Annotated in this window: 15 protein-coding genes; 6 read left to right on the top strand and 9 right to left on the bottom strand. The window is 41.2% G+C overall.

Annotation, left to right across the window (positions count from 1 at the left end; translation table 11 throughout):
- Positions 1–2: 2 nt before the first annotated feature.
- From OC25_RS05645 to OC25_RS05620, 6 genes are read right to left on the bottom strand one after another with little or no spacing between them, the layout of a single operon-like run.
- Positions 3–1349: a type III PLP-dependent enzyme domain-containing protein gene (locus OC25_RS05645; protein WP_039472715.1), complete on the bottom strand. Its 1347-nt coding sequence runs from the start codon at positions 1347–1349 to the stop codon at positions 3–5.
- Positions 1350–1403: 54 nt separating this feature from the next.
- A complete protein-coding gene (locus tag OC25_RS05640) occupies positions 1404–2471 on the bottom strand; it encodes an ATP-grasp domain-containing protein (protein WP_052265986.1) in 1068 nt (355 codons plus the stop codon).
- 18 nt (positions 2472–2489) lie between these two features.
- Positions 2490–2732, bottom strand: a complete 243-nt coding sequence (locus tag OC25_RS05635; protein ID WP_039472713.1) for a PqqD family protein — start codon at positions 2730–2732, stop codon at positions 2490–2492.
- Entirely contained in the window at positions 2729–3430 is a 702-nt protein-coding gene (locus OC25_RS05630) for a LytR/AlgR family response regulator transcription factor (protein WP_039472711.1), read from the bottom strand. Before OC25_RS05630 ends, OC25_RS05635 begins: the two co-directional genes overlap by 4 nt.
- A 17-nt stretch (positions 3431–3447) precedes the next feature.
- Positions 3448–4635, bottom strand: a complete 1188-nt coding sequence (locus tag OC25_RS05625) for a sensor histidine kinase (RefSeq protein ID WP_039472710.1) — start codon at positions 4633–4635, stop codon at positions 3448–3450.
- 55 nt (positions 4636–4690) lie between these two features.
- Positions 4691–5200 (bottom strand): hypothetical protein, encoded by a 510-nt coding sequence (locus OC25_RS05620; RefSeq protein WP_039472709.1) that lies wholly within the window; start codon positions 5198–5200, stop codon positions 4691–4693.
- Between the two features lie 312 nt (positions 5201–5512).
- Between OC25_RS05620 and OC25_RS05615 the strand changes: the two genes are divergently transcribed.
- Positions 5513–5857, top strand: coding sequence for a four-helix bundle copper-binding protein (locus OC25_RS05615; RefSeq protein WP_039472708.1), 345 nt, complete (start codon positions 5513–5515; stop codon positions 5855–5857).
- 64 nt (positions 5858–5921) lie between these two features.
- Here OC25_RS05615 and OC25_RS05610 read toward each other — a convergent pair whose 3' ends face one another.
- Positions 5922–7472 carry a trypsin-like peptidase domain-containing protein gene (locus OC25_RS05610; RefSeq protein ID WP_039472707.1) on the bottom strand — a complete coding sequence of 517 codons (1551 nt, stop codon included), beginning with the start codon at positions 7470–7472 and terminating at the stop codon, positions 5922–5924.
- A 401-nt stretch (positions 7473–7873) separates the two neighbouring features.
- Between OC25_RS05610 and dapF the strand changes: the two genes are divergently transcribed.
- Positions 7874–8656, top strand: coding sequence for a diaminopimelate epimerase (dapF, locus tag OC25_RS05605; protein ID WP_039473313.1), 783 nt, complete (start codon positions 7874–7876; stop codon positions 8654–8656).
- A gap of 4 nt (positions 8657–8660) precedes the next feature.
- Here the strand turns inward: dapF and OC25_RS05600 are convergent, their stop codons facing one another.
- Positions 8661–9044 (bottom strand): hypothetical protein, encoded by a 384-nt coding sequence (locus OC25_RS05600; protein ID WP_039472704.1) that lies wholly within the window; start codon positions 9042–9044, stop codon positions 8661–8663.
- A gap of 400 nt (positions 9045–9444) precedes the next feature.
- Between OC25_RS05600 and OC25_RS05595 the strand changes: the two genes are divergently transcribed.
- The 4 genes from OC25_RS05595 to OC25_RS05580 all read left to right on the top strand — a co-directional run bounded on the left by OC25_RS05595 (position 9445) and on the right by OC25_RS05580 (position 19195).
- The gene (locus OC25_RS05595; protein WP_039472701.1) at positions 9445–10614 is read left to right on the top strand and encodes an efflux RND transporter periplasmic adaptor subunit; all 1170 of its coding nucleotides are present in this window, start codon (positions 9445–9447) and stop codon (positions 10612–10614) included.
- A gap of 44 nt (positions 10615–10658) precedes the next feature.
- Positions 10659–13835 (top strand): efflux RND transporter permease subunit, encoded by a 3177-nt coding sequence (locus OC25_RS05590; RefSeq protein WP_039472699.1) that lies wholly within the window; start codon positions 10659–10661, stop codon positions 13833–13835.
- Between the two features lie 10 nt (positions 13836–13845).
- Complete coding sequence (locus OC25_RS05585; protein WP_039472698.1) at positions 13846–15246, top strand: efflux transporter outer membrane subunit; 1401 nt, start codon at positions 13846–13848, stop codon at positions 15244–15246.
- Between the two features lie 415 nt (positions 15247–15661).
- Positions 15662–19195, top strand: coding sequence for a T9SS type B sorting domain-containing protein (locus OC25_RS05580; protein ID WP_039472697.1), 3534 nt, complete (start codon positions 15662–15664; stop codon positions 19193–19195).
- Here the strand turns inward: OC25_RS05580 and OC25_RS05575 are convergent.
- Positions 19192–20202 carry a PorP/SprF family type IX secretion system membrane protein gene (locus OC25_RS05575; RefSeq protein ID WP_039472696.1) on the bottom strand — a complete coding sequence of 337 codons (1011 nt, stop codon included), beginning with the start codon at positions 20200–20202 and terminating at the stop codon, positions 19192–19194. The two genes, OC25_RS05580 and OC25_RS05575, sit on opposite strands and share 4 nt — an antisense overlap.
- Positions 20203–20206: the final 4 nt, after the last annotated feature.

The following is a 20206-nucleotide window of genomic DNA, read 5'->3' as shown; positions in this document are numbered from 1 at the left end:
TATTATGTTTTTAAATAATCGGGCACTACTTCCATCATTTCGAGATAATCGAGGTTTTCCGGTTTACGGATTAAATGACTTTTAACCTGTTGATCGATTAGCACCACAGCTGGCCGCATATTAATAAACTGCATCCATTGGGTCATATTATAAGCACCAACTTTATGTACAACTACCTGATCGCCGCGCTCTAAAAGCGGCAGCATAATGCTTTCTCTGATTACATCAATATTCATACAAAGCGGGCCGAATAAAACAGTTTCTTCGGTATACTGCCCCGATTCTTTGGCCACACTTATTTTATGGTCGTACCAGTTTGAAGTAAACAGGATGTTGATACCAAAATCGAAAATGGTAGCACGCCTGCCATCGCTTAGCCGTTTATTGGCCAAAACACTTCCAATTAAATAACCTGCATCATCAATCAATACCCGCCCGCTTTCTAAAATTAACAGCGGCAATTCATTTGTAGCAAAGCCCGCTTCTAAAATAGTATTGGTAATGGCTTCGGCAAAATCTTCGACAGATGGCACCGTATCTACACCAGGTAAATAAGCTCCTTTTAGTGTATTGGTAGAAGGAAAGCCGCCCCCCAGATCTAAATACTGTAGTGGATTTTGAAGCTCGTTTTTGCATTTCAGGGCTAACTGACAAAGTTTAGCGGCAGCAACAGCATAAGCAGCTGTAGATAACATAAAAGTACCAATATGGCAATGCAACCCCACAAGTTCCATTTTATTGGCCTTTGCAATTTTGTTAATGGCAGTCCAGGCCTGACCATTTTCATAGTTAAAACCAAAGCGATCCCAAATGGGGTAAACACCGGTATCAAAATTAACCCTGATGGCCACCTTTGCAGTTTTATTTATACGTTCAGTTAGTTGAATCAACAAATAAAGTTCGTCGAAATGATCGATGTGGATGAGCGAATGATTTTCTATCGCCAGGATTAAATCTGCTTCTTTTTTATCAGGTCCGTTAAAGATAATCTGATGACCAGCAACTCCGTTACCCAATGCTTTATGGTACTCGAAACCCGAAACCACTTCTGCCCAGCTCCCCTCCTGGTGAAAAACCTTACAAACTGCATTCAGATAATTGGTTTTATAACTCCAGGCAAACTGCACTTTGGGATAACGCGTTTTAAACGAACGCAAGGCTGCCTGATAATTCCGCCTGATCTGCTTTTCGGATAATACAAAAACAGGCGAACCATATTGTTCAACCAGATCTTTAACGGCAACGCCATCAATGCTTTCAACAGGATCAAAATCAGTACGCGTACCAAACTTGTTCATAAGTCCGGTATTCATTTTCCTGATGGTTGGTCGTTCGTATTTTTGTTTCATCTTCAATTAGTATCAAGACCAGATTCAATCTTTTGCATATCTTCTGTTGCCATTCTACAGTTCGCCAAAAGCCGATAACTTTTGAAATTCTGCAACGTCTATAATATTATCCCAGGCATAACGGACAAACATTTTACCTGCCGTATAAGCTGTTAATTCTTTTACCTGATTACCCAAAGCCAGATCAACCAGCATTCGGGGTTGGTTCTGCCCGGCAGCAACGGATAAGTAAATCCAGGCCGGAAAGCGGGGATTCACCTCCATAATGTACAGTCTATCCTGCTCATCGCGCATAATTTCCATTTCGAAACCGCCTTTCCAACGCGTTGCCTTTGCAAAGGCTTTAGCCAGGTTAATCAGCTTATCATCAGCTATGGTAATACCTGCCCAGGCCTTGCCTTTTTCGGTAATGTAAATTTTACGCATCGGGATTACACTCAGCGTATTTCCTTCTCCATCGGCCAGCCCCGCAATATTAATTTCGGTACCTTTTATAAATTGCTGCACAATAATGGGCAGCCCCCATTTGGCCTGTAACTTATAAAAGGCTTTGTAGGCCTCGCTGATATGCTGCACGATAGTGGCCTCGTAAAACTTCCCTTTTATCACCAATGGGAAACCCAATTTATCCGCCATCTGATCCAGTTCTGAGGCTGCCAAAATGGTTTCGCTGGCAGGTACATCCAAACCATGTTTATTTCCAAATGCCTGCAGGTTTACCTTGTCACGGTCTGCCAGTTGCTGGTGTGTGGGCAAAAAGGTACGAATACCCATACTTAACAACTCTTTTTCCAGCTTGATGAAATTAAACAGCTCGGCATCGAAATTAGGGATCAACACGTCTATGTGTTCTACTTCCTGTATCTGCTGTAAACGTTCTTTTAAAGCCTCCACTCCGGCAGTTGGATAAGGAATACGGTAGGTTTTATCTACCTGATCGCTTAAATAAATAGCCGGCTCGAGGGTTTCGTAAGCCAGGCCAATAATCCGTAAATTTTCTCCAAAACCATCCCGCAACGCCCTGATTACCCCTAAACCTGGTCCGGGATTATCGTTGGCATTTAAACCTGTAACTGCAATGGTTAAGGTATTTGTTTGGTTTAAGTAGGGAGAAACGCTCATGATTAGTTTTATTTGGGGTTACAAATCTAAAAGATTTGCTTCCTTTAACTGCAACATATAATCATCCCAGTCTCTTTCCAGCTGGCACAATTCTACCTCATAACGATCGAGGATTTTTTGCTTAATTTCTGTTTCACTTTCTCCGGCTTTCATATAGGTTAAAATTTCGGCAGCAATGGCATTACTTGTAAATGAATCGCCGGTTGCCGGATTGAAAATAAAACCATTTTCGCTTGTTGCTATGTTAGCTTTTAACTTCATATCCCTTTTTGCTGATTAATAAAGCCACTGTAAGCATCGCCAATGGGTAGCTCGGCGTTGGTTAAATTTACTTTTCTATTGTGGATTGATTTAATCCTGGTTAACGCAACTATAAAACTCCGGTGTACACGGGCAAACTGATCTTCGGGCAGCTTTTCCAACACTTTTTTCATCGTCATGAGGGTTAAAACCGGTTTATCGGTATTGCTGAGATAAATTTTAAGGTAATCGCCCATACTTTCGATGTATTCGATATCGCGAAGCAAAATTTTAATCATTTTATACTCCGAATACACATAAATACTCTCATCACTGTTATTTTCCGGGGTCGCATTTTTGTATTTATGAAAGTCGACCGCTTTTTCTACTGCCGCAGTAAAACGGTTAAAATCGATAGGTTTTAAAAGGTAATCGACAGCCTGAAGTTCGTAGCTTTCGAAAGCATAATTCCGGTAGGCAGTTGTAAAGATAATCATCGGACTGTTTACCAAACTGCGTACCAGTTCAACACCAGAAATATCGGGCATATTTACGTCTACAAATAATAAATCGACAGGGTTTTGCTTCAGATACTCTGCACCCGACAGGGCATCTTCAAAAACCTGTACCAGTTGCAAGCCCGGAAACCTCGAAACGTAATTTTTAATCAGCTCGAGTGCCAGGGGTTCATCATCTATAGCTACACATTTTAAGGCCATAATTTATCGGTTAAAGGTTAGCAATTTACACAAAGATTAACGGTAAACATTTCGCCTGTGTTTTTAATATCCAAACGGTGTTGTTGCGCATATAAATGCGTTAGGCGCTGACGCGTATTGGCAATACCAATGCCCGAACGTTCTAAATTAGACTGATGGGCATAAATTTTATTCTGGCAGGAGAAATCAATTTTATCGGCACCAATACTCAGTTTGATGCTGATAATGGTTTTTTCTTTTTTGGTTACGCCGTATTTAAACGCATTTTCGATAAAGGTCATCAAAATTAAGGGGGCTATTTTTCTCCCTTCCGGTTTTCCCTCCACCCCGAAACTGATTTCGGCATCGGCACCCAGCCTCAACCTTTGCAACTCGATATAATCGCGTACGCAATCAATTTCGTCCTTAAGCATCACAAAATCCTGCGTTACATCGTCGGTAACATAGCGCATAATATTGGATAATTTCATGATACTTTCTGAAGTATGCTTGCTATTGATAACCGACTGGGTATAAATGTTATTCAGGGTATTGAAAAGAAAATGCGGATTGATTTGCGCTTTCAGGAATGAAAGTTCGGCGGTTGCTTTTTCTGCCTCTGCTTTTACCACTTTCGATTCGGCGGTTTGCCAGCGTTCTACTGTGCTTGTGGCAATGCTCAATCCCATAATCATCATAAAAATAAAGAGACTGATGACATCGATATTTTCGGGCCTGTGTAAATCTAAAATCCCTTTCTGTTTTTTCAGGTTAGGGTCCTGCATCCTCAAATCCTGATTGGGCAAGGGTCCGAAAGGCATTTCTACATTAGGGCCAATTACACTATCCCTGCCCGGCTGCAACGATTGGTTTAAGCCTTTTGGTTGTTTGTTAGCCTCGCCTCTTAATGCCGCCATTACACTTTTGTTATGCCCCAGCAGGTTATCGTAAGGCTGTGCATAATACACAAAGCTAAACAAGCCCAAAACTGTTGCGGTATATAACAGGTACCGCTTTTTAAACATGAGTTTGGGTACCAGCACCAGGGCATTGAAATAAAACATTAACATGTAGGTAAGGCAAAACAACCAGTAAAATGGCGATGCCAGCAACAAAAAACTACTTTGCCCCGATTGTTCGTTATTGATGAACAATAATGGAAAGGTTAGAAATAAAAGCCAACCTGCCACGTGAATAATAAAAGTTGGAGCTTTAAATTGTTGCATGCTACAAATTAATAATATTTTTTTGGGCCCGGGCTAAAGAAATGCGCAAGATGGATTAACTGTAAACCAAACTGTTGCTTTCTTCGTAATTCACCATCAGGTTTTCGGTAATTTTTACCATTAAGGTTTCGCCTTTGCTACCTGGTTTACAATAACTCAAAACCAGTAAATCGCCAATTATTTCATGCAGCACCAATTTTGGACTGGTATAAGTAATCGAAACTACGTGGGCGCCTTTATTTAACAAATCAGAACTTACAATATTTAATTCGGCCCAATCAAATTTAAGTGCATTGCCATCCAAATCGCCCAACACCGGCATTTTCTGTTCTAAATTTGCGATGCTTGGCATAACTGCATACTGTAATTTCTGGTGCAATGAACCGGCCTTTTCATTTATTTGCAACATTTGCGAAAAGGTATGTACCTGCTGGTTTTGGCTGAATATCTTCGATTTCTTTTGAAATTCCCTGTAGCTATCGTGAAATATCCTTCTTTCAAAATCGGTGTGACACATGAAATTGAAATACTGTTTTACGCTGAGGTTAATGTGAGCTAAAGCCATAATATTCGGTTTTTGTTGCTGTTTCAAATATGTAACAATAAAAAAATTAATTTTATAGAGTATCGGTAAACACTGATAATCAATCGGTAAATCACTAAACTAAATCGCAATGATGAATTTAGGATGAACATAGATTAATTAACAAAACGGGCTTATGTTCAAAAACGCTTCAAAAGGAGCTTAATATATTTCTGGGGCCGGAAGATTAACAAACTTTAACAATCGCGACCAGATGATTTCGATTTTATAAAACCGTTTAATTTCCTGAAGGTTATTAATAAAGAGCATATTGATAACCAAAATTTTTAAGCTATGGAAAACCGGAATAATCATGCCTTAATTCAGGCTTTATTGGATTGTGCACTGGCTTGCGAGCATTGTGCATCGTCGTGTTTGCAGGAGGAAGACCTGAACATGATGGTTGATTGTATTAAACTGGATCGTGATTGTGCTGATATTTGTACGCAGGCTGCGCGGCTTTTGCAGCGCGAATCGGTAATTGGCAAACAGTATTTGTTGTTATGCGAAGAAATTTGCCGCTTGTGTGCCGCTGAGTGTGGCAAACACGACCACGAGCACTGCAGGCAATGCGCCGTAACGTGCGAAGAATGTGCGGATGCCTGTCATGCCCATCACGAACCTATCCATCAGGATTAAAAAAAATGTCCTCCCCGTTTTTAAACAGGGAGGACATTTTTTAAACTATTTTTTTCTGCAAAATTTATTGCGCCGGGAAACTGTAGTTATATGAACCTTGCTCACCAACACCACTAATGCTTACCATGTTATTTCTACCCAATGGCAATGCTTTTTGTACATCAGCCACTGAGTTAACAGGCTGTCCGTTTACTTTGGTAATAATTAAACCTTTTTCTACACCAATGTTATCGAAAGCTTTTCCGGTTGTAACCGAAGTTACCACTACACCGCCGCTAATGCCGTATTTAGCTTTTTGAGCCTGGCTGGCCGGAGCAAAAGTTGCACCCAGTTTCGAAACCTCGGCAGCTTTACCAGCTGTATTATTGGCAGTTAAACCTACACTGGCTTCGCCTTTAAGGGTAACGGTATAATCTTTTAAAGATCCATCGCGCAATACAGTTAATTTTACTTTATCGCCAGGGTTTAAACGACCAACTCTTTCCTGTAAGTCAGGCGAATCGTTAATTACTACGCCATCAACTTTTTTAATTACATCACCAGATTTAATACCAGCTGCTGCTGCACCACCACCGGCAACTACATCGCTTACATATAAACCACTGATTTCGTTGGTTTTAATGCCTTCAGGTTTTTCATCGCCACTTAGCGGCACAAAGTTAACGCCAATGTAACCACGTTTAACCGAGCCATATTTCATAAAATCATCTACAATTTTACGGGCAAGGTTAACCGGAATAGCAAAACCATAACCCTGGTTATAACCGCTTTGCGAAGCAATTGCTGAGTTAATACCTACAAGTTCGCCATTTGCATTTACCAATGCACCGCCGCTGTTACCAGGGTTAATGGCCGCATCTGTCTGGATAAATGATTCGATACTGGTATTGGCCGGACGATCTGGTCTTTTACCTGTACGCTGATATTCGCGATATTCTTCTTCAGTGATTTCGTTTCCTTGTTGCTCGCGTCCAATAATACCGATACTGCGGTTTTTAGCACTTACAATACCTGCTGTTACAGTGGTATTTAAATCTAACGGGAAGCCAACAGCTAAAACCCATTCGCCAACCTGTACATTATCAGAGTTACCCATTTTTACTACAGGTAAGTTGTTAGCGTTTACTTTAATTAAAGCCAAATCGGTATTGGGGTCGCGACCAATTACTTTGGCTTCAACTTTACGTCTGTCGGTTAAAACAACCTCCACCTTTTCTGCATTTTCTACCACGTGGTTGTTGGTTACGATATAACCATCCTGACTGATGATTACACCTGAGCCCGATGCTGCTCTTGGTTGGCGCTGCATCTGACGGCCACCGCCACCGAAGAAATCTTCCATCATATCAAACGGAGAAGAGCCTCTGCCACCACCGCTTTGTGCAGCGTAGGTAGTTTTAATGTGCACCACACCTGGTGCGACTGCTGCTGCTGCCTGTGTAAAATCGGCTGTTCCTGCCGACGATACTTTAAGTGGGTTATTTGCAAAATATAAATTCTGTTTTTCAGAAATTGTACTGCCTGTTTGGTTACGTTCAAAAAGTTTGTAACCCCCTATTGCTGCTGCCCCACCTATAAAAGCAGCTAGCACGGTAATTCCCAATATTTTTTTCATGTGTTTATTATTTATTTTTTTAATGGCTATGAAGCTATTAAAAGCATTGATCTGTATGTTTAATTTTGTTTGCTTTTAATGGGTTCATGTGTTTATATAATTTTAAAAACCCTGATATATGATAAGCCGTTTTGCTAGCTAAATGTTTTAGCTCACCCTATTTCAGTTGTTAAATTTACTAATTTTGCGGGAGTGTTTGTTTCACTTTGATTTAAGCAGAATGCTCCTGCAGTTTTTATCTGCTAAAATTTCTTTCGTTAATTATTCAAATTTAATACCATATAAACGATATTTGCATCATTAGTGCACCCGGTTTTGTGTTAAAAAATGTTAAATCAAAAAAACACGTGGTGGCGGTTACACTTTGCAATTCAAATATTGCACTAAAATATGAAGCTTTCATGAAAATTAATTTCTATAAATATCAGGGCGCGGGCAACGATTTCATTTTAATAGACCACACCATGAGTCCGTTAAAAAATATTGATAATCAATTAGTTGAACAGCTTTGCCACAGAAGATTTGGCATCGGTGCCGACGGCTTAATGTTCCTGACCAAACATGAGGATTACGATTTTGAAATGCATTATTTTAATGCCGATGGTAACCTGGGCAGTATGTGCGGCAATGGTGGCCGGTGTATTGTTGCTTTTGCCAAACAACTTGGCATTATTGACCGGGAAACAAACTTTTTGGCAGTTGATGGACCACATTATGCCAGAATTTCAGAAAATGGCGAATGGGTTGATTTGCAAATGATTGATGTTGACACCATTAACAAAGATGGCGAAGCTTATGTTTTAAATACGGGCTCTCCACATTACGTGGCTTTACAAAGCGGTTTAAAAGATCTTGATGTTTTTCATGAAGGAAAAAGCATCCGTTATAACGATACCTATAAAACTGAAGGTATAAACGTAAACTTTGTAGAAGATAAAGGCGATCACCTGTTTGTGCGCACCTACGAGCGTGGCGTTGAAGACGAAACCTATGCCTGCGGTACAGGAGTTACTGCCGTAGCCATGGCCATGGCCAAACATAAAAACCTGAGCGGGCACATTAAAACCGATATTAAAGTTTTGGGTGGCGATATTAAAATCGAATTTGATTACGATGGTAATGCATTTACCAATGTGTTTTTATGTGGACCAGCTAAACTGGTTTTTGAGGGAGAAGTTGATTAAATCTTCAGCGTAAATCCTGGTAGTAAAGCGTATCTGTTTCCACTAAATTTTGTTTATACCTTTTCACAACTATTGATTTAACTTTTTCCATCTTTTTTAAATTCCTTCGCTCATTTTTATAAAGCGAGTAATAAGCCTTTGGATAAAAGTCGGCATTTTCATGTAAAGTCATTTTTTGAAAAAGCCGGTGAATCGGATCAAACACCAAAACACTATCCCAAACATTTTGGCTAAACCGGTATTGATAATCGAGTCGGGAAGGATAGGAAATCACCACAACAGAATCAGCATTATTCTGCTTTAGTTTGTAATGATAGTAGTGTGGCGCGCCGGGAATTAAACAGCCCGAAGCAAATAAAACTACAACTAACAGCAAAAGATTTTTCATATCAATAAAGCTAAAAACCGCAGAACATACACCCCCATTTCATTCTGTTTAAGTTGTACATCAGGTAGCGGATATTGCTCAAAATAAACAACAGTTTTATGCGATAAAATTAACATTGTATTTGCTTATTTAACAGCTTTTAACATCTGTCGCAAGATATTTACAAGTCGGTTTTTTAAATAAAAATCGTGCACAAAGTACTTAAAAACAATTATTTAATTATATTTAAGTAAGTTTTTAATCACCAAATAAATCAATCGATTGATTAAATGACAGAATTTGGACAGATTTATTTTTGGTTAGGCTCTATTTTTGGGCAATTATCGGCGATGAGAAAAGCCCATCAAACTGACAACGCCCTTAATCCAGAAATTTAAATTTAAACACACAGAAATAGTCCATGAGAAAAGTAACAACTCTCTTTTTTAGCATGAGCATTGGTATGCTTCTGGCATCCTGCGGAAATAACGACGAAGCTAAAAAAGCTGCCGCCGCAGCTGCTGCAGGTCCGCAAGCTTACCCGGTATTTACAGTAAACACGCAGAACACCACCCTCGATTCAGATTATCCAGCAACTATAGAAGGTATACAAAATATCGATATTCGCCCGAAAGTTGATGGTTTTATTGAGAAAATATTTGTGGATGAAGGTGCTGTGGTTAAAAAAGGCCAGTTACTTTTTACCATTAATGCCCCGCAATACGAACAGCAGGTAAGAACTGCAAAAGCAGCCATTAGCAGTGCCGAGGCCGATGTAAATGCCGCCCAGCTAACGGTAAATAAAACCAAACCTTTGGTAGATAAAGATATCATCAGTAAGTACGACCTCGATGCAGCGCAGTTAACGCTTCAAAGCAGAAAAGCGGCATTGGCACAGGCAAAAGCAGAGTTAGTAAATGCAAAGGTTAATTTAGGCTATACTTCTATTACCAGTCCGGTTGATGGTGTAGTAGGCAGTATTCCTTTCAGAAACGGAAGTTTGGTTAGCAGCAGCAGCGCACAACCGCTTACTACAGTTTCGAATACGTCTAAAGTTTATGCTTACTTCTCATTAAACGAAAAACAACTTTTAGATTTCGCAAGCACCTATAAAGGCAAAACACTGGCCGAGCAAATGAAAAATATTCCGCCGGTTAGTTTAGTACTTGCAGATGGCAGTATTTATGCGCAAAACGGTAAAATCGAATCGATTAACGGACAGATTAACACCAATACAGGTTCGGCAAGCTTAAGGGCTACTTTCCCTAATCCGGTTTTCTTACTAAAAAATGGCGCCAGTGCTTCGGTTAGAATCCCTCAACATGTTGACAACGCAATTTTAATCCCTCAAAAATCAACCATCGATTTACAAGGCAAGAAATTCGTTTACATTTTAGGCGACTCAGCCAAAGTGGTAAATACGCAGATTGAGGTAATGGAATTAGCCAAAGGCAATTTTTACGTAGTTACCAAAGGTCTTAAAACCGGCGACAAAGTAATTTTAGAAGGTTTCCAATCGTTAAAAGACGGCACAAAAATTAAACCTGAAGAAAAAGCAGCCGATTCAGTTTATGCTGAAATCAAAAAATAACAATTAGTGCAATTCACACTGTACCAGTGTAATCCCTATTATTTATGTTTAAGAAATTTATAGACAGGCCCGTTTTATCGACAGTTATATCCATTATAATTGTAATATTAGGTGTATTAGGCCTTGTAACTTTACCCATTTCGCAGTATCCCGAAATTGCGCCGCCAACCGTACAGGTATCGGCATCGTACCAGGGTGCCAATGCCGATGTGGTAATGAGTAGCGTTGTTGTTCCGCTCGAAGAACAAATAAATGGTGTGGAAGACATGACCTACATGACTTCGAGCGCCAGTAATGATGGTACTGCAACCATTACCGTTAACTTTAAATTGGGCACTAACCCCGATCTGGCAGCTGTAAACGTACAGAACCGTGTTGCCAGAGCAACCAGCTTACTGCCTGCAGAGGTAACAAGATCGGGTGTAATTACCGCTAAAAGACAGGCGAGTAACCTCCTTATTTTTGCCATTTACAGTGATGATCCTTCATACGATCAGAAATTTTTGCAGAACTACGCCAACATTAACATTATTCCCGAAATTAAAAGGATTAATGGTGTGGGTGATGCCAGTGCTTTTGGTACTTTAGATTACACCATGCGGATCTGGCTTAAGCCTGAGGTGATGGCCGTTTATGGCCTGGTTCCAAATGATGTAAATGTGGCCCTGGCCGAGCAGAACATTGAGGCTGCTCCGGGTCAGTTTGGTGAGCAAGGCGGACAAGCATTCCAGTATACTTTAAAATACAGCGGCCGTTTAAAAACCGAAACCGAGTTTAGCAACATTATCATTAAAGCCGATGCCAACGGGCAGATTTTGCGTTTAAAAGATGTGGCAAGAATAGAACTTGGTGCACAAAGCTATGCCAGTTACGTGAAATTTAACGGTAAACCGGCATTGGGTATTGCCATTAGCCAAACCGCTGGTTCAAATGCGAAAGAAGTAATCGAAAATTCGATCAAAACTTTAGATAAAGCAGCACTTTCTTTCCCTAAAGGTGTACATTATGAAACTGTTGTTAACGTAAACAACTTCCTTGATGCATCAATCGAAAAAGTAATCCACACGCTGATCGAAGCCTTTATCCTGGTGTTCCTGGTAGTGTTTATTTTCTTACAGGATTTCCGTTCAACGCTGATTCCTGCAATTAGTGTTCCGGTGGCGATTATCGGTACTTTCTTCTTTTTAAGTTTATTTGGTTTTACCATTAACTTATTAACCTTATTTGCATTGGTACTGGCCATTGGTATTGTGGTAGATGATGCCATTGTAGTGGTTGAGGCAGTGCACGCTAAACTGGATGCAGGTTACACCGATGCCAAGAAAGCCACTAAAGATGCAATGGACGATATCAGCGGGGCTATCATTTCGATTACCCTGGTAATGGCGGCGGTATTTATCCCGGTGAGTTTTATTCAGGGCTCCTCGGGTGTATTTTATAAGCAGTTCGGTTTAACACTGGCCATATCTATCATTTTATCGGCCATTAATGCCTTAACCTTAAGTCCGGCGTTGTGTGCTATGTTTTTGAAACCGCACAAAGATGAACATGGAAAGGATAAAAACTTTCTACATCGCTTTTATGATGCCTTTAACACCTCATTTGATGCTGTAACGCAGAAATATAAGCGTTCGGTAGGCTTTTTAGGTAGAAAAAGATGGTTAGCGGGTTTGGGTATTGCCGTATTTGCGGTAGTATTGGTTTGGATCATGAACACCACGCCAAAAGGTTTCGTACCCAACGAAGATTTGGGAACCATTTTCTCTGATATTTCTTTACCACCATCAACTTCGCAGGAAGAAACAGATAAAATCATTGTAAAAATCAATGATATTGTAAGTAAGGTACCGGAAGTTGAAGCGACCTTTAGGGTAGTAGGCCGGAGTTTAATCAGTGGTTCGGGTAGTTCTTACGGTATGGTTATCGCAAGGCTTAAGCCCTGGGATGAACGTAAAAGAGATGTTAAAGCAATCATTGGCGAGTTATTCGGCAAAGCCAGCGGAATTAAAGGTGCAAAAGTAATTTTCTTTGCTCCGCCAACCATCCAGGGATTTGGTACCGGTGGTGGTTTTGAATTTCAGCTGCAAGATAAAACCGGTGGTGATATTAAGAAATTCAACGAAATTGGGAATGCATTTTTAGGCGCCTTAAGTAAACGTCCGGAAATTCAGTACGCATCAACTTCGTTTAACCCCAATTTCCCTCAGTATCAGATTGATGTTAACGTAGCTAAGATTAAACAGGCTGGCTTAACCGTTAGCGATGTACTGGGCGTTTTACAAGGCTATTATGGTGGTGTGTATGCTTCTAACTTTAATAAATTTGGTAAGCAATACCGTGTAATGTTCCAGGCCGATGCCAAATACCGTGCAAACCAGCAAAGCTTAACCAATATTTATGTGCGCAACTCGAGCGGCACCATGGCACCTGTTTCTGAATTTATTACCTTAGAAAAAGTATACGGACCGCAGGCCATTTCACGTTTCAACCTTTACACTTCCATAGCGGTTACAGGTAACCCGAATGCCGGTTACAGTTCTGGTGATGCCATTAAAGCGATCCAGGAAGAAGCGGCGATCCACCTTCCAACCGGGTATGGATATGAATTCTCTGGTCTATCGCGTGAAGAGGTAAGCAGCGGTAGTCAGACCATTTTTATATTCCTGCTTTGCGTAATCTTTGTTTACTTCCTGCTTTCGGCACAATACGAAAGTTATATTTTACCATTGGCGGTATTATTCTCGCTGCCAATCGGTTTAGCCGGGGTATTTATTTTCGATAAAATCTTCGGGGTTGATAACAATATCTATACGCAAATTACACTGATTATGCTGGTGGGTTTACTGGCCAAAAATGCGATCCTGATTGTTGAATACGCGGTAGACCGCAGGCGAAAAGGCATGAGTATTACCAATGCAGCGATTGATGGTGCTACGGCGCGTTTACGCCCGATTTTGATGACCTCTTTCGCCTTTATTTTGGGTTTATTGCCGCTAATGCTATCTACCGGTGTGGGTGCATCAGGAAATAAATCAATTGGTACTGGTGCTGTTGGGGGTATGTTAATTGGTACCATATTCGGAGTATTTGTAATTCCTGCATTGTTTATTGTTTTCCAGACATTGCAAGAAAAAATAAGCAGCAAATCTCCTTTTGATGAAGGCATTGACCGCGAGCAAACAGAAGAAGAATACGAGTTAGCGGTTAACGGTCCACATTAATTTTAAAAACATGAAATTTACATATAAGCATTCCATTTTAACCGGTATAGCCATCCTTAGCCTTAGTGCCTGCGTGACCAAAAAGTACGAGCGCCCACAGGTAAAAAGTGAAGGGTTGTACCGCGACAACAATACGACAGATACGGCTTCTATAGCCGACCTGCAATGGAAACAACTGTTTTCGGATACCACTTTACAATCGTTAATCCAGCAAGGGATAAATGAAAATTTAGATCTGAAGCAGGCCATCGAAAGGATTAAAATTGCTGAGGCAACCTTACAGCAAAGCCGGGCGGCATTTTTGCCAAGTTTACAGGCCGATGTAAACGTAACTGACAATAAACAATCACAGGCCTCATTAAACTTTCCGGCAGGGATTAACATTAATTTGGAAACCCAAACCTATAAAGCACAGCTGAGCACAGCCTGGGAAGCGGATATCTGGGGCAAATTAAGCAGTGCCAAACGTGCCGCTTACGCTACATTATTACAAAGCGATGCCGCTAAAAGAGCCGTTCAAACCCAGTTAATTGCGACCATCGCCAACAATTATTATACTTTGCTGGCACTGGATAAGCAACTGGCCATTACCGAAGAAACCATTAAGGTGAGAACCAAGGATGTGGAAACCATGAAAGAGCTTAAACAAGGCGCTGTGGTTAACGGAGCTGCCGTGGTTCAAAGCGAAGCCAATTTATATGCGGCACAGGTTACTTTACCCGATTTAAAAAGAAGCATCAAAGAAGCCGAAAATGCATTAAGTGTGGTGTTGGGTAAAGCGCCAAATGCCATTAACCGTACTACCTTAGATCAGCAAACACCTTATGCCGATTTAAAAACTGGTGTTTCTGCGCAGTTGCTGCAAAACCGTCCGGATGTAATTGCGGCCGAATTTGGTTTCCGTTCAGCTTTCGAAAACACCAACGTAGCCAAAGCCTATTTTTATCCGGCTTTAACCCTTACTGCTTCCGGTGGATTATCGAGCTTACAGTTGCAGGATTTCTTTAGCAAGTCTATTTTCTACAATTTGGTAGGTGGCTTAACACAGCCTATTTTTGCTAAAGGAGCCAATAAAGCGCGCTTGAAAACAGCGCAAGCCAATCAGCAAATTGCATTTTATAATTTCCAGCAAACGCTTTTAACTGGTGGGCAGGAAGTATCAAACGCTTTGTTTGCTTACCAAACAGCCGTAGAAAAGGAAGCTACAAGAGCTAAACAAATTGCATCATTAACCAAAGCCGTAGATTTTACCAAAGAGTTATTGCGTTATAGCTCGGCTACCAATTATACCGATGTATTAACTTCAGAACAAAGTTTGTTAACTGCACAATTAAGCGGCATTAACGATAAATTGCAAAAACTACAATCGGTAGTAAATTTATACCGCGCACTGGGCGGCGGCTGGAAATAGGCTGTTGCAACAGGCAAAAGAAAGGCATCCTGATTTTTCAGGATGCCTTTCTTTTGGGGGCCTGGTGCTGGCATAACTAGCAGTACGATTCTAATCGTACATAAATACCTTAAGCATACCACATTCATATTGTTTCCCGCAGATTTAACAGAAAAACGCAGATTTAAGATCAGCTTGCGCGCGTTTATAACGCGTGCATGAATAACAGTTCGATTCAATCGAACTTACCTTTCTTCTTCCTTTGTAATGAGTGCCATACTAATCCTGTTTGATCTGCGGCTTGCTCCCTTAAATCTGCGGGAAAATTTACAATAAAAGATTAATTTCACAGATAAATCAAAAAATAATCCGGTTTTCTTACTAAAACACTAGCTACTAAAAGTTTATTCGTATTTTGGCCTTACCAAACAATTTTATGCGCCTCTCTAAACTTTTAGCCTTATTTGCAGGCTTATTTTTCTTCCAGAATATTTATGCCCAAACCTATGTGGTAACCAGTAACGCGGATAGCGGCCCCGGTACTTTGCGCGAGGGCTTGACACAGGCTGCTGTAGCCAATAGAACCACCACTTTTACCATCAACTTTAATTTACCGGGTACCCCAACCGATAATGCTAACCGGACCATCAGGCTCCGCACGGCATTGCCGGTGGTAACCTCAAATGTGATCATCGATGGAACTTCGCAAGCCTCCTGGCCTGCGCTCGGTGTTTCAGGGGCTAAAGTAATTTTAGAGCCGGAATATGCCAACACCACCTTTTCAGGCCTGGTTATCGGCCAGTATGCTACTACATTAGTTCAGACCACCGGCGTAGAAATTTATGGGCTTTACATCCGTAATTTCGCAACCATCACCAACCTCCAAAATGTAAACATGGCTCAGGGATCGGGTATTGTGCTCGATTACCGCGCAAATAACATCACCATCGGGGCACCCGGAAAAGGAAACGTAATCGGTGGCAATATCAATGGTATTGTTGTTCAGAACAGTTCTTTTTTCAGTACAGCGGTAAATACCAAAATAAAGATCCAATCCAATCTGATCGGGGTAATTTATGATGGCATCACCCCCAACACCAACGTAACAGGTATTTCGGCCAATCTCTACGATTGCGGACTTGATGTTGGCGGTGATAACGCAGGCGAAGGCAACGTAATTGCAGCAAACCGTATCAATGTAGATATTACCCGTTCATCTTACTCCAGCAGTGCCAGATTCGACATCAACGTAATTAATAACAAAATTGGGGTTGATTATACCGGTAAAAAAGATTTCCATGAGCTCCCATTATTTTTATCGTCTTCGGCCTTAGAAATTTCGGGATTAAAAGTAAATGCATTAAATACTGCGCTTTACGTGCGTAATAACATCATCGGAGGTAACCGCACCACAGGTGTTTCGATTACCAACTCAGACTTTATTTTAACCGGTAATGCCATTGGTACCGATGCAGCCGGCACAGTAGTAATGGGTAACGGCATGGGCGTAAAATTAGAGGCCGGCGCTAGTGGAACTGTAGGTGGAGCAACCCCTGCAGAAGCAAACTTAATTGCCAATAACAACTTCGGATTGGAAACAGTATCGGCCAAACCGGTAAAAGTTACCCGCAACAGCTTTTTTTGCAACAAAAATTTCGGGATCGGGAAAACCCTCACTATCCTTCAACCCTATATCCAGGTGCTCAAAAAACGCAGCGATTATGTTTCTGGCAGGGCTACTCCAAACTCCGAAGTAGAATTGTTTTATACCGTAAATTGCCAGGGCATTTGCGAGGGCAAAACTTACATCGCCACTGTACAGGCCGGTAGTGATGGCCGATGGGAATACAACGGTACCCTGAGCGGAATGGTTACCGCAACGGCCAGTTTATTAAATGCTACCACCTCTCCTTTCTCTACCGCGGAGTTACTACCCAACGAAGCTATAGTTGAACCTGTTACCTGTAATGCAAACGGATCGATCACTATTCCCGAGCCGCGTGAGGGTTTCACCTTCAGCTGGGTAAAAATAGAAACAGATGGCAGCCGCGTGTCAAAAGGCAACACGCAAAGCATATCTAATTTAGATGTGGGCACTTACGAAGTAACGGTTGACGATGGCTGTAAGGCTTTCCCAACAGTATTCATCATTAAAGACCAAAAATTAACTAAACCTACCATTTTACCTATTAACCCGGTTTGCGGACAAACATCTTTTACATTTACCGCTGAAGTTTTAAGGGGAAAAGGAGTTTTAAAATACGAATGGATCAATACTGCAACAAATGCTGTAGTGAGCAGAAGCAATCCGGCTAATTTACCGGAAGGCACCTATTATGTAAAAGTCTCAGATGAAGCAAGCTGTTCATTAGATTCAGACCCAATTACCGTTAAAAGGAAGCCAAAAATCATTATTACCAGTACCATCGCCCCAAAACATGCTACATGCGGTAGCCAGAATGGTGCAATTACAGGCTTAAAAATTACAGATTTTACCGGTGCTGTGACTTACAAATGGTATAAGCCTGACCCGATCACCGGAGCCCTGGGTGATGTTATTGCTTCAACGCTCGATTTACTAAATGTGGATGGAGGAAATTATACCATTGTAGTATCTGATGAAGGCGAATGTCCTCCTACTTCGGCATCGTACTTTATCATAACCGATAATACCATTCAAATCAGCGATGCAGGCATTAAGAAAAATGTAACCTGTAATAGCGACAATGGCGCCTTAGGCGGAATTACCTTAACTGATGCGAATGGTTATGAATGGATTGGTCCGGATGGAATTACAATAAGGAAAGGAACTTATTCTGCCGGAACATCTTTATTAATCGAAAATTTAAAACCTGGCTCTTACAGGTTATGGGCCAGCAACAGCAGCTCTACTTGCCCACGTGTGTCCAGAGACTTTGTGATAACCGCAACACCGCCCCCGGTTTATAATTTTTCGCACCGCGAATCGCCAACAACCTGTGGACTTACTAACGGCACTATTGATCTTGATTTTAGCTCTGCACTTCCGTATCGATATGAATGGAAAGATGAAGCTGGCAACATTGTGCTAAGCACTAAAACTATTAATTCTATATCGCTCAAAAATTTACCGGGCGGTGTTTATACGATGTATGCTTATGACATTAATAACTGTGCACCATTTGTTATTGGTCCGTACACGATTGAAGTTACTCCACTGCTTACTATAGTACCAAATACAGGTAAAGCAGTTAAAGATGGTTGCTCTTTGCAAAGAGGATCGGTTAGCGGAGTGCAGGTAATAGGTGGTGTGCCGGGGTACGACTTTAAATGGATAAATGAAGCAGGTGAGGCTGTTCAGTTCACACAAGATTTAACCAACATTGGCGCAGGAACATACCGTTTAGAAGTGAAAGACAAAACATCTTGCGGTTACTCCATCAGCGAACCTTTTACCATTGTTGATGAGCCTTTCAAAATCCTGGCTCCGGTTATCAACGATTTGCGCGTTTGCTACGTATCTGATATCGTTTTGCCAGTAATTGCCCCTGAAGAAGGGACTTATCAGCTATTCGAAAGAATAGATGACAGCAAACCATTTTTAGAAAGCACAAAAGGTATTTTCAGCTTTAAAGTGGCCAAAACAGCCGATTATTTTGTACGCAGAAAACTTGGCTCCTGCACCAGCGAGTTTACCAAAGTACACGTAGAGGTAACACATGATAACCTGGAGATCACCAATACCATGACTCCAAATGGCGATGGCATGAATGATGTTTGGCAGGTACGTGGCTTACCCGATTTTAAAGGTACCAATATCAAGGTTTACACCCGTGGCGGTCAGCTGGTTTACGAATCTATCGGAAACTATACCAAACCTTTCGATGGCAGGTTCAGAGATAAGGAATTACCTGCAGGTGTTTATTATTATGTAATTGATTTGAGGGCCGAATGTAAACCGCTAGGAGGCAGCATTACACTTTTACGTTAAAACTGCCTGCTTGGGCAGGCTACCTGATAACGGTTATTCAGGAGTATGCCCAACACAATTTCGTGCGTGCCGTTATTAACTGAACGTAACCCCGAAGTATTAACATCATAGGAATAACTGAGGTTAACCAGCGAGGCAATATTAAAACCGGCCAAAAGCGAAAACGAATCGTTATTGCGGAAACTGGTTCCTACCCAGAATTTATCTTTATAGGCAAATTTCAGGTTGGCATCGAAAGTTGCAGGCGCATTGGCCCAATAGCTAATCAACGCTGAGGGAATCATAGCAATATCTTCGTCTAAGAATATTTTGTAACCTGCCGTGCCGTAAAAAGTTGCCGATTGGTATGGACTGCTTTTCACCTGATTATTCACCACGCTATTTTTATTGCCGATTAGTTGCTTCGCCGAAACGCCCGCAAAAAACCTGGGGCTGTATAACCAAAGCCCTGCGCCAATATCGGGCCTGATTTTGTTGTTGTAATCTGCAGAAAATAATGGATCGCCAGATTCGTCTGCTATAATTCCCCGCACATCTACACTGATTGATTTAAATCCGCCTGATAAGCCCAATGATAAGTTGATCTCATTGGTAAGGCCCAGGTGGTAAGCATAAGTTACATTTACATTGGTTTGCCTTACCAAACCCGCTTTGTCTGTCATGGCTACCAAACCAATGCCGTGGTGTGGTTCAGCGGCAGTATAATTATTTACAAAACTTCTGCTCATCGGGTTTTCTCCATTGCCTGCAAACGAGTTCACATTACTGCGTACAAAGTCTTCGCCAATGGCGGTACTTATCGAAAGATATTGCGTACTGGGCGCTCCCTCTAAACCACTCCATTGTTTGCGCAGACCAATTTTTAAGTCGGTATAGTTGTCAATACCAGCCAGAGCAGGATTAAGCAGAATGTTATTAAAAATATATTGCGTACTTCTTGGAATTTCCTGCGCATAGCTACCAAAACACAGGCAGATAAACAGAGAGAGCGGGTAAAAAAATTTCATTTGG

Source organism: Pedobacter kyungheensis (assembly GCF_000812965.1).
Classification (GTDB): domain Bacteria; phylum Bacteroidota; class Bacteroidia; order Sphingobacteriales; family Sphingobacteriaceae; genus Pedobacter; species Pedobacter kyungheensis.
The sequence above is the reverse complement of the archived record's forward strand: the minus strand, read 5'-3'. Positions and strand labels throughout refer to the sequence as shown.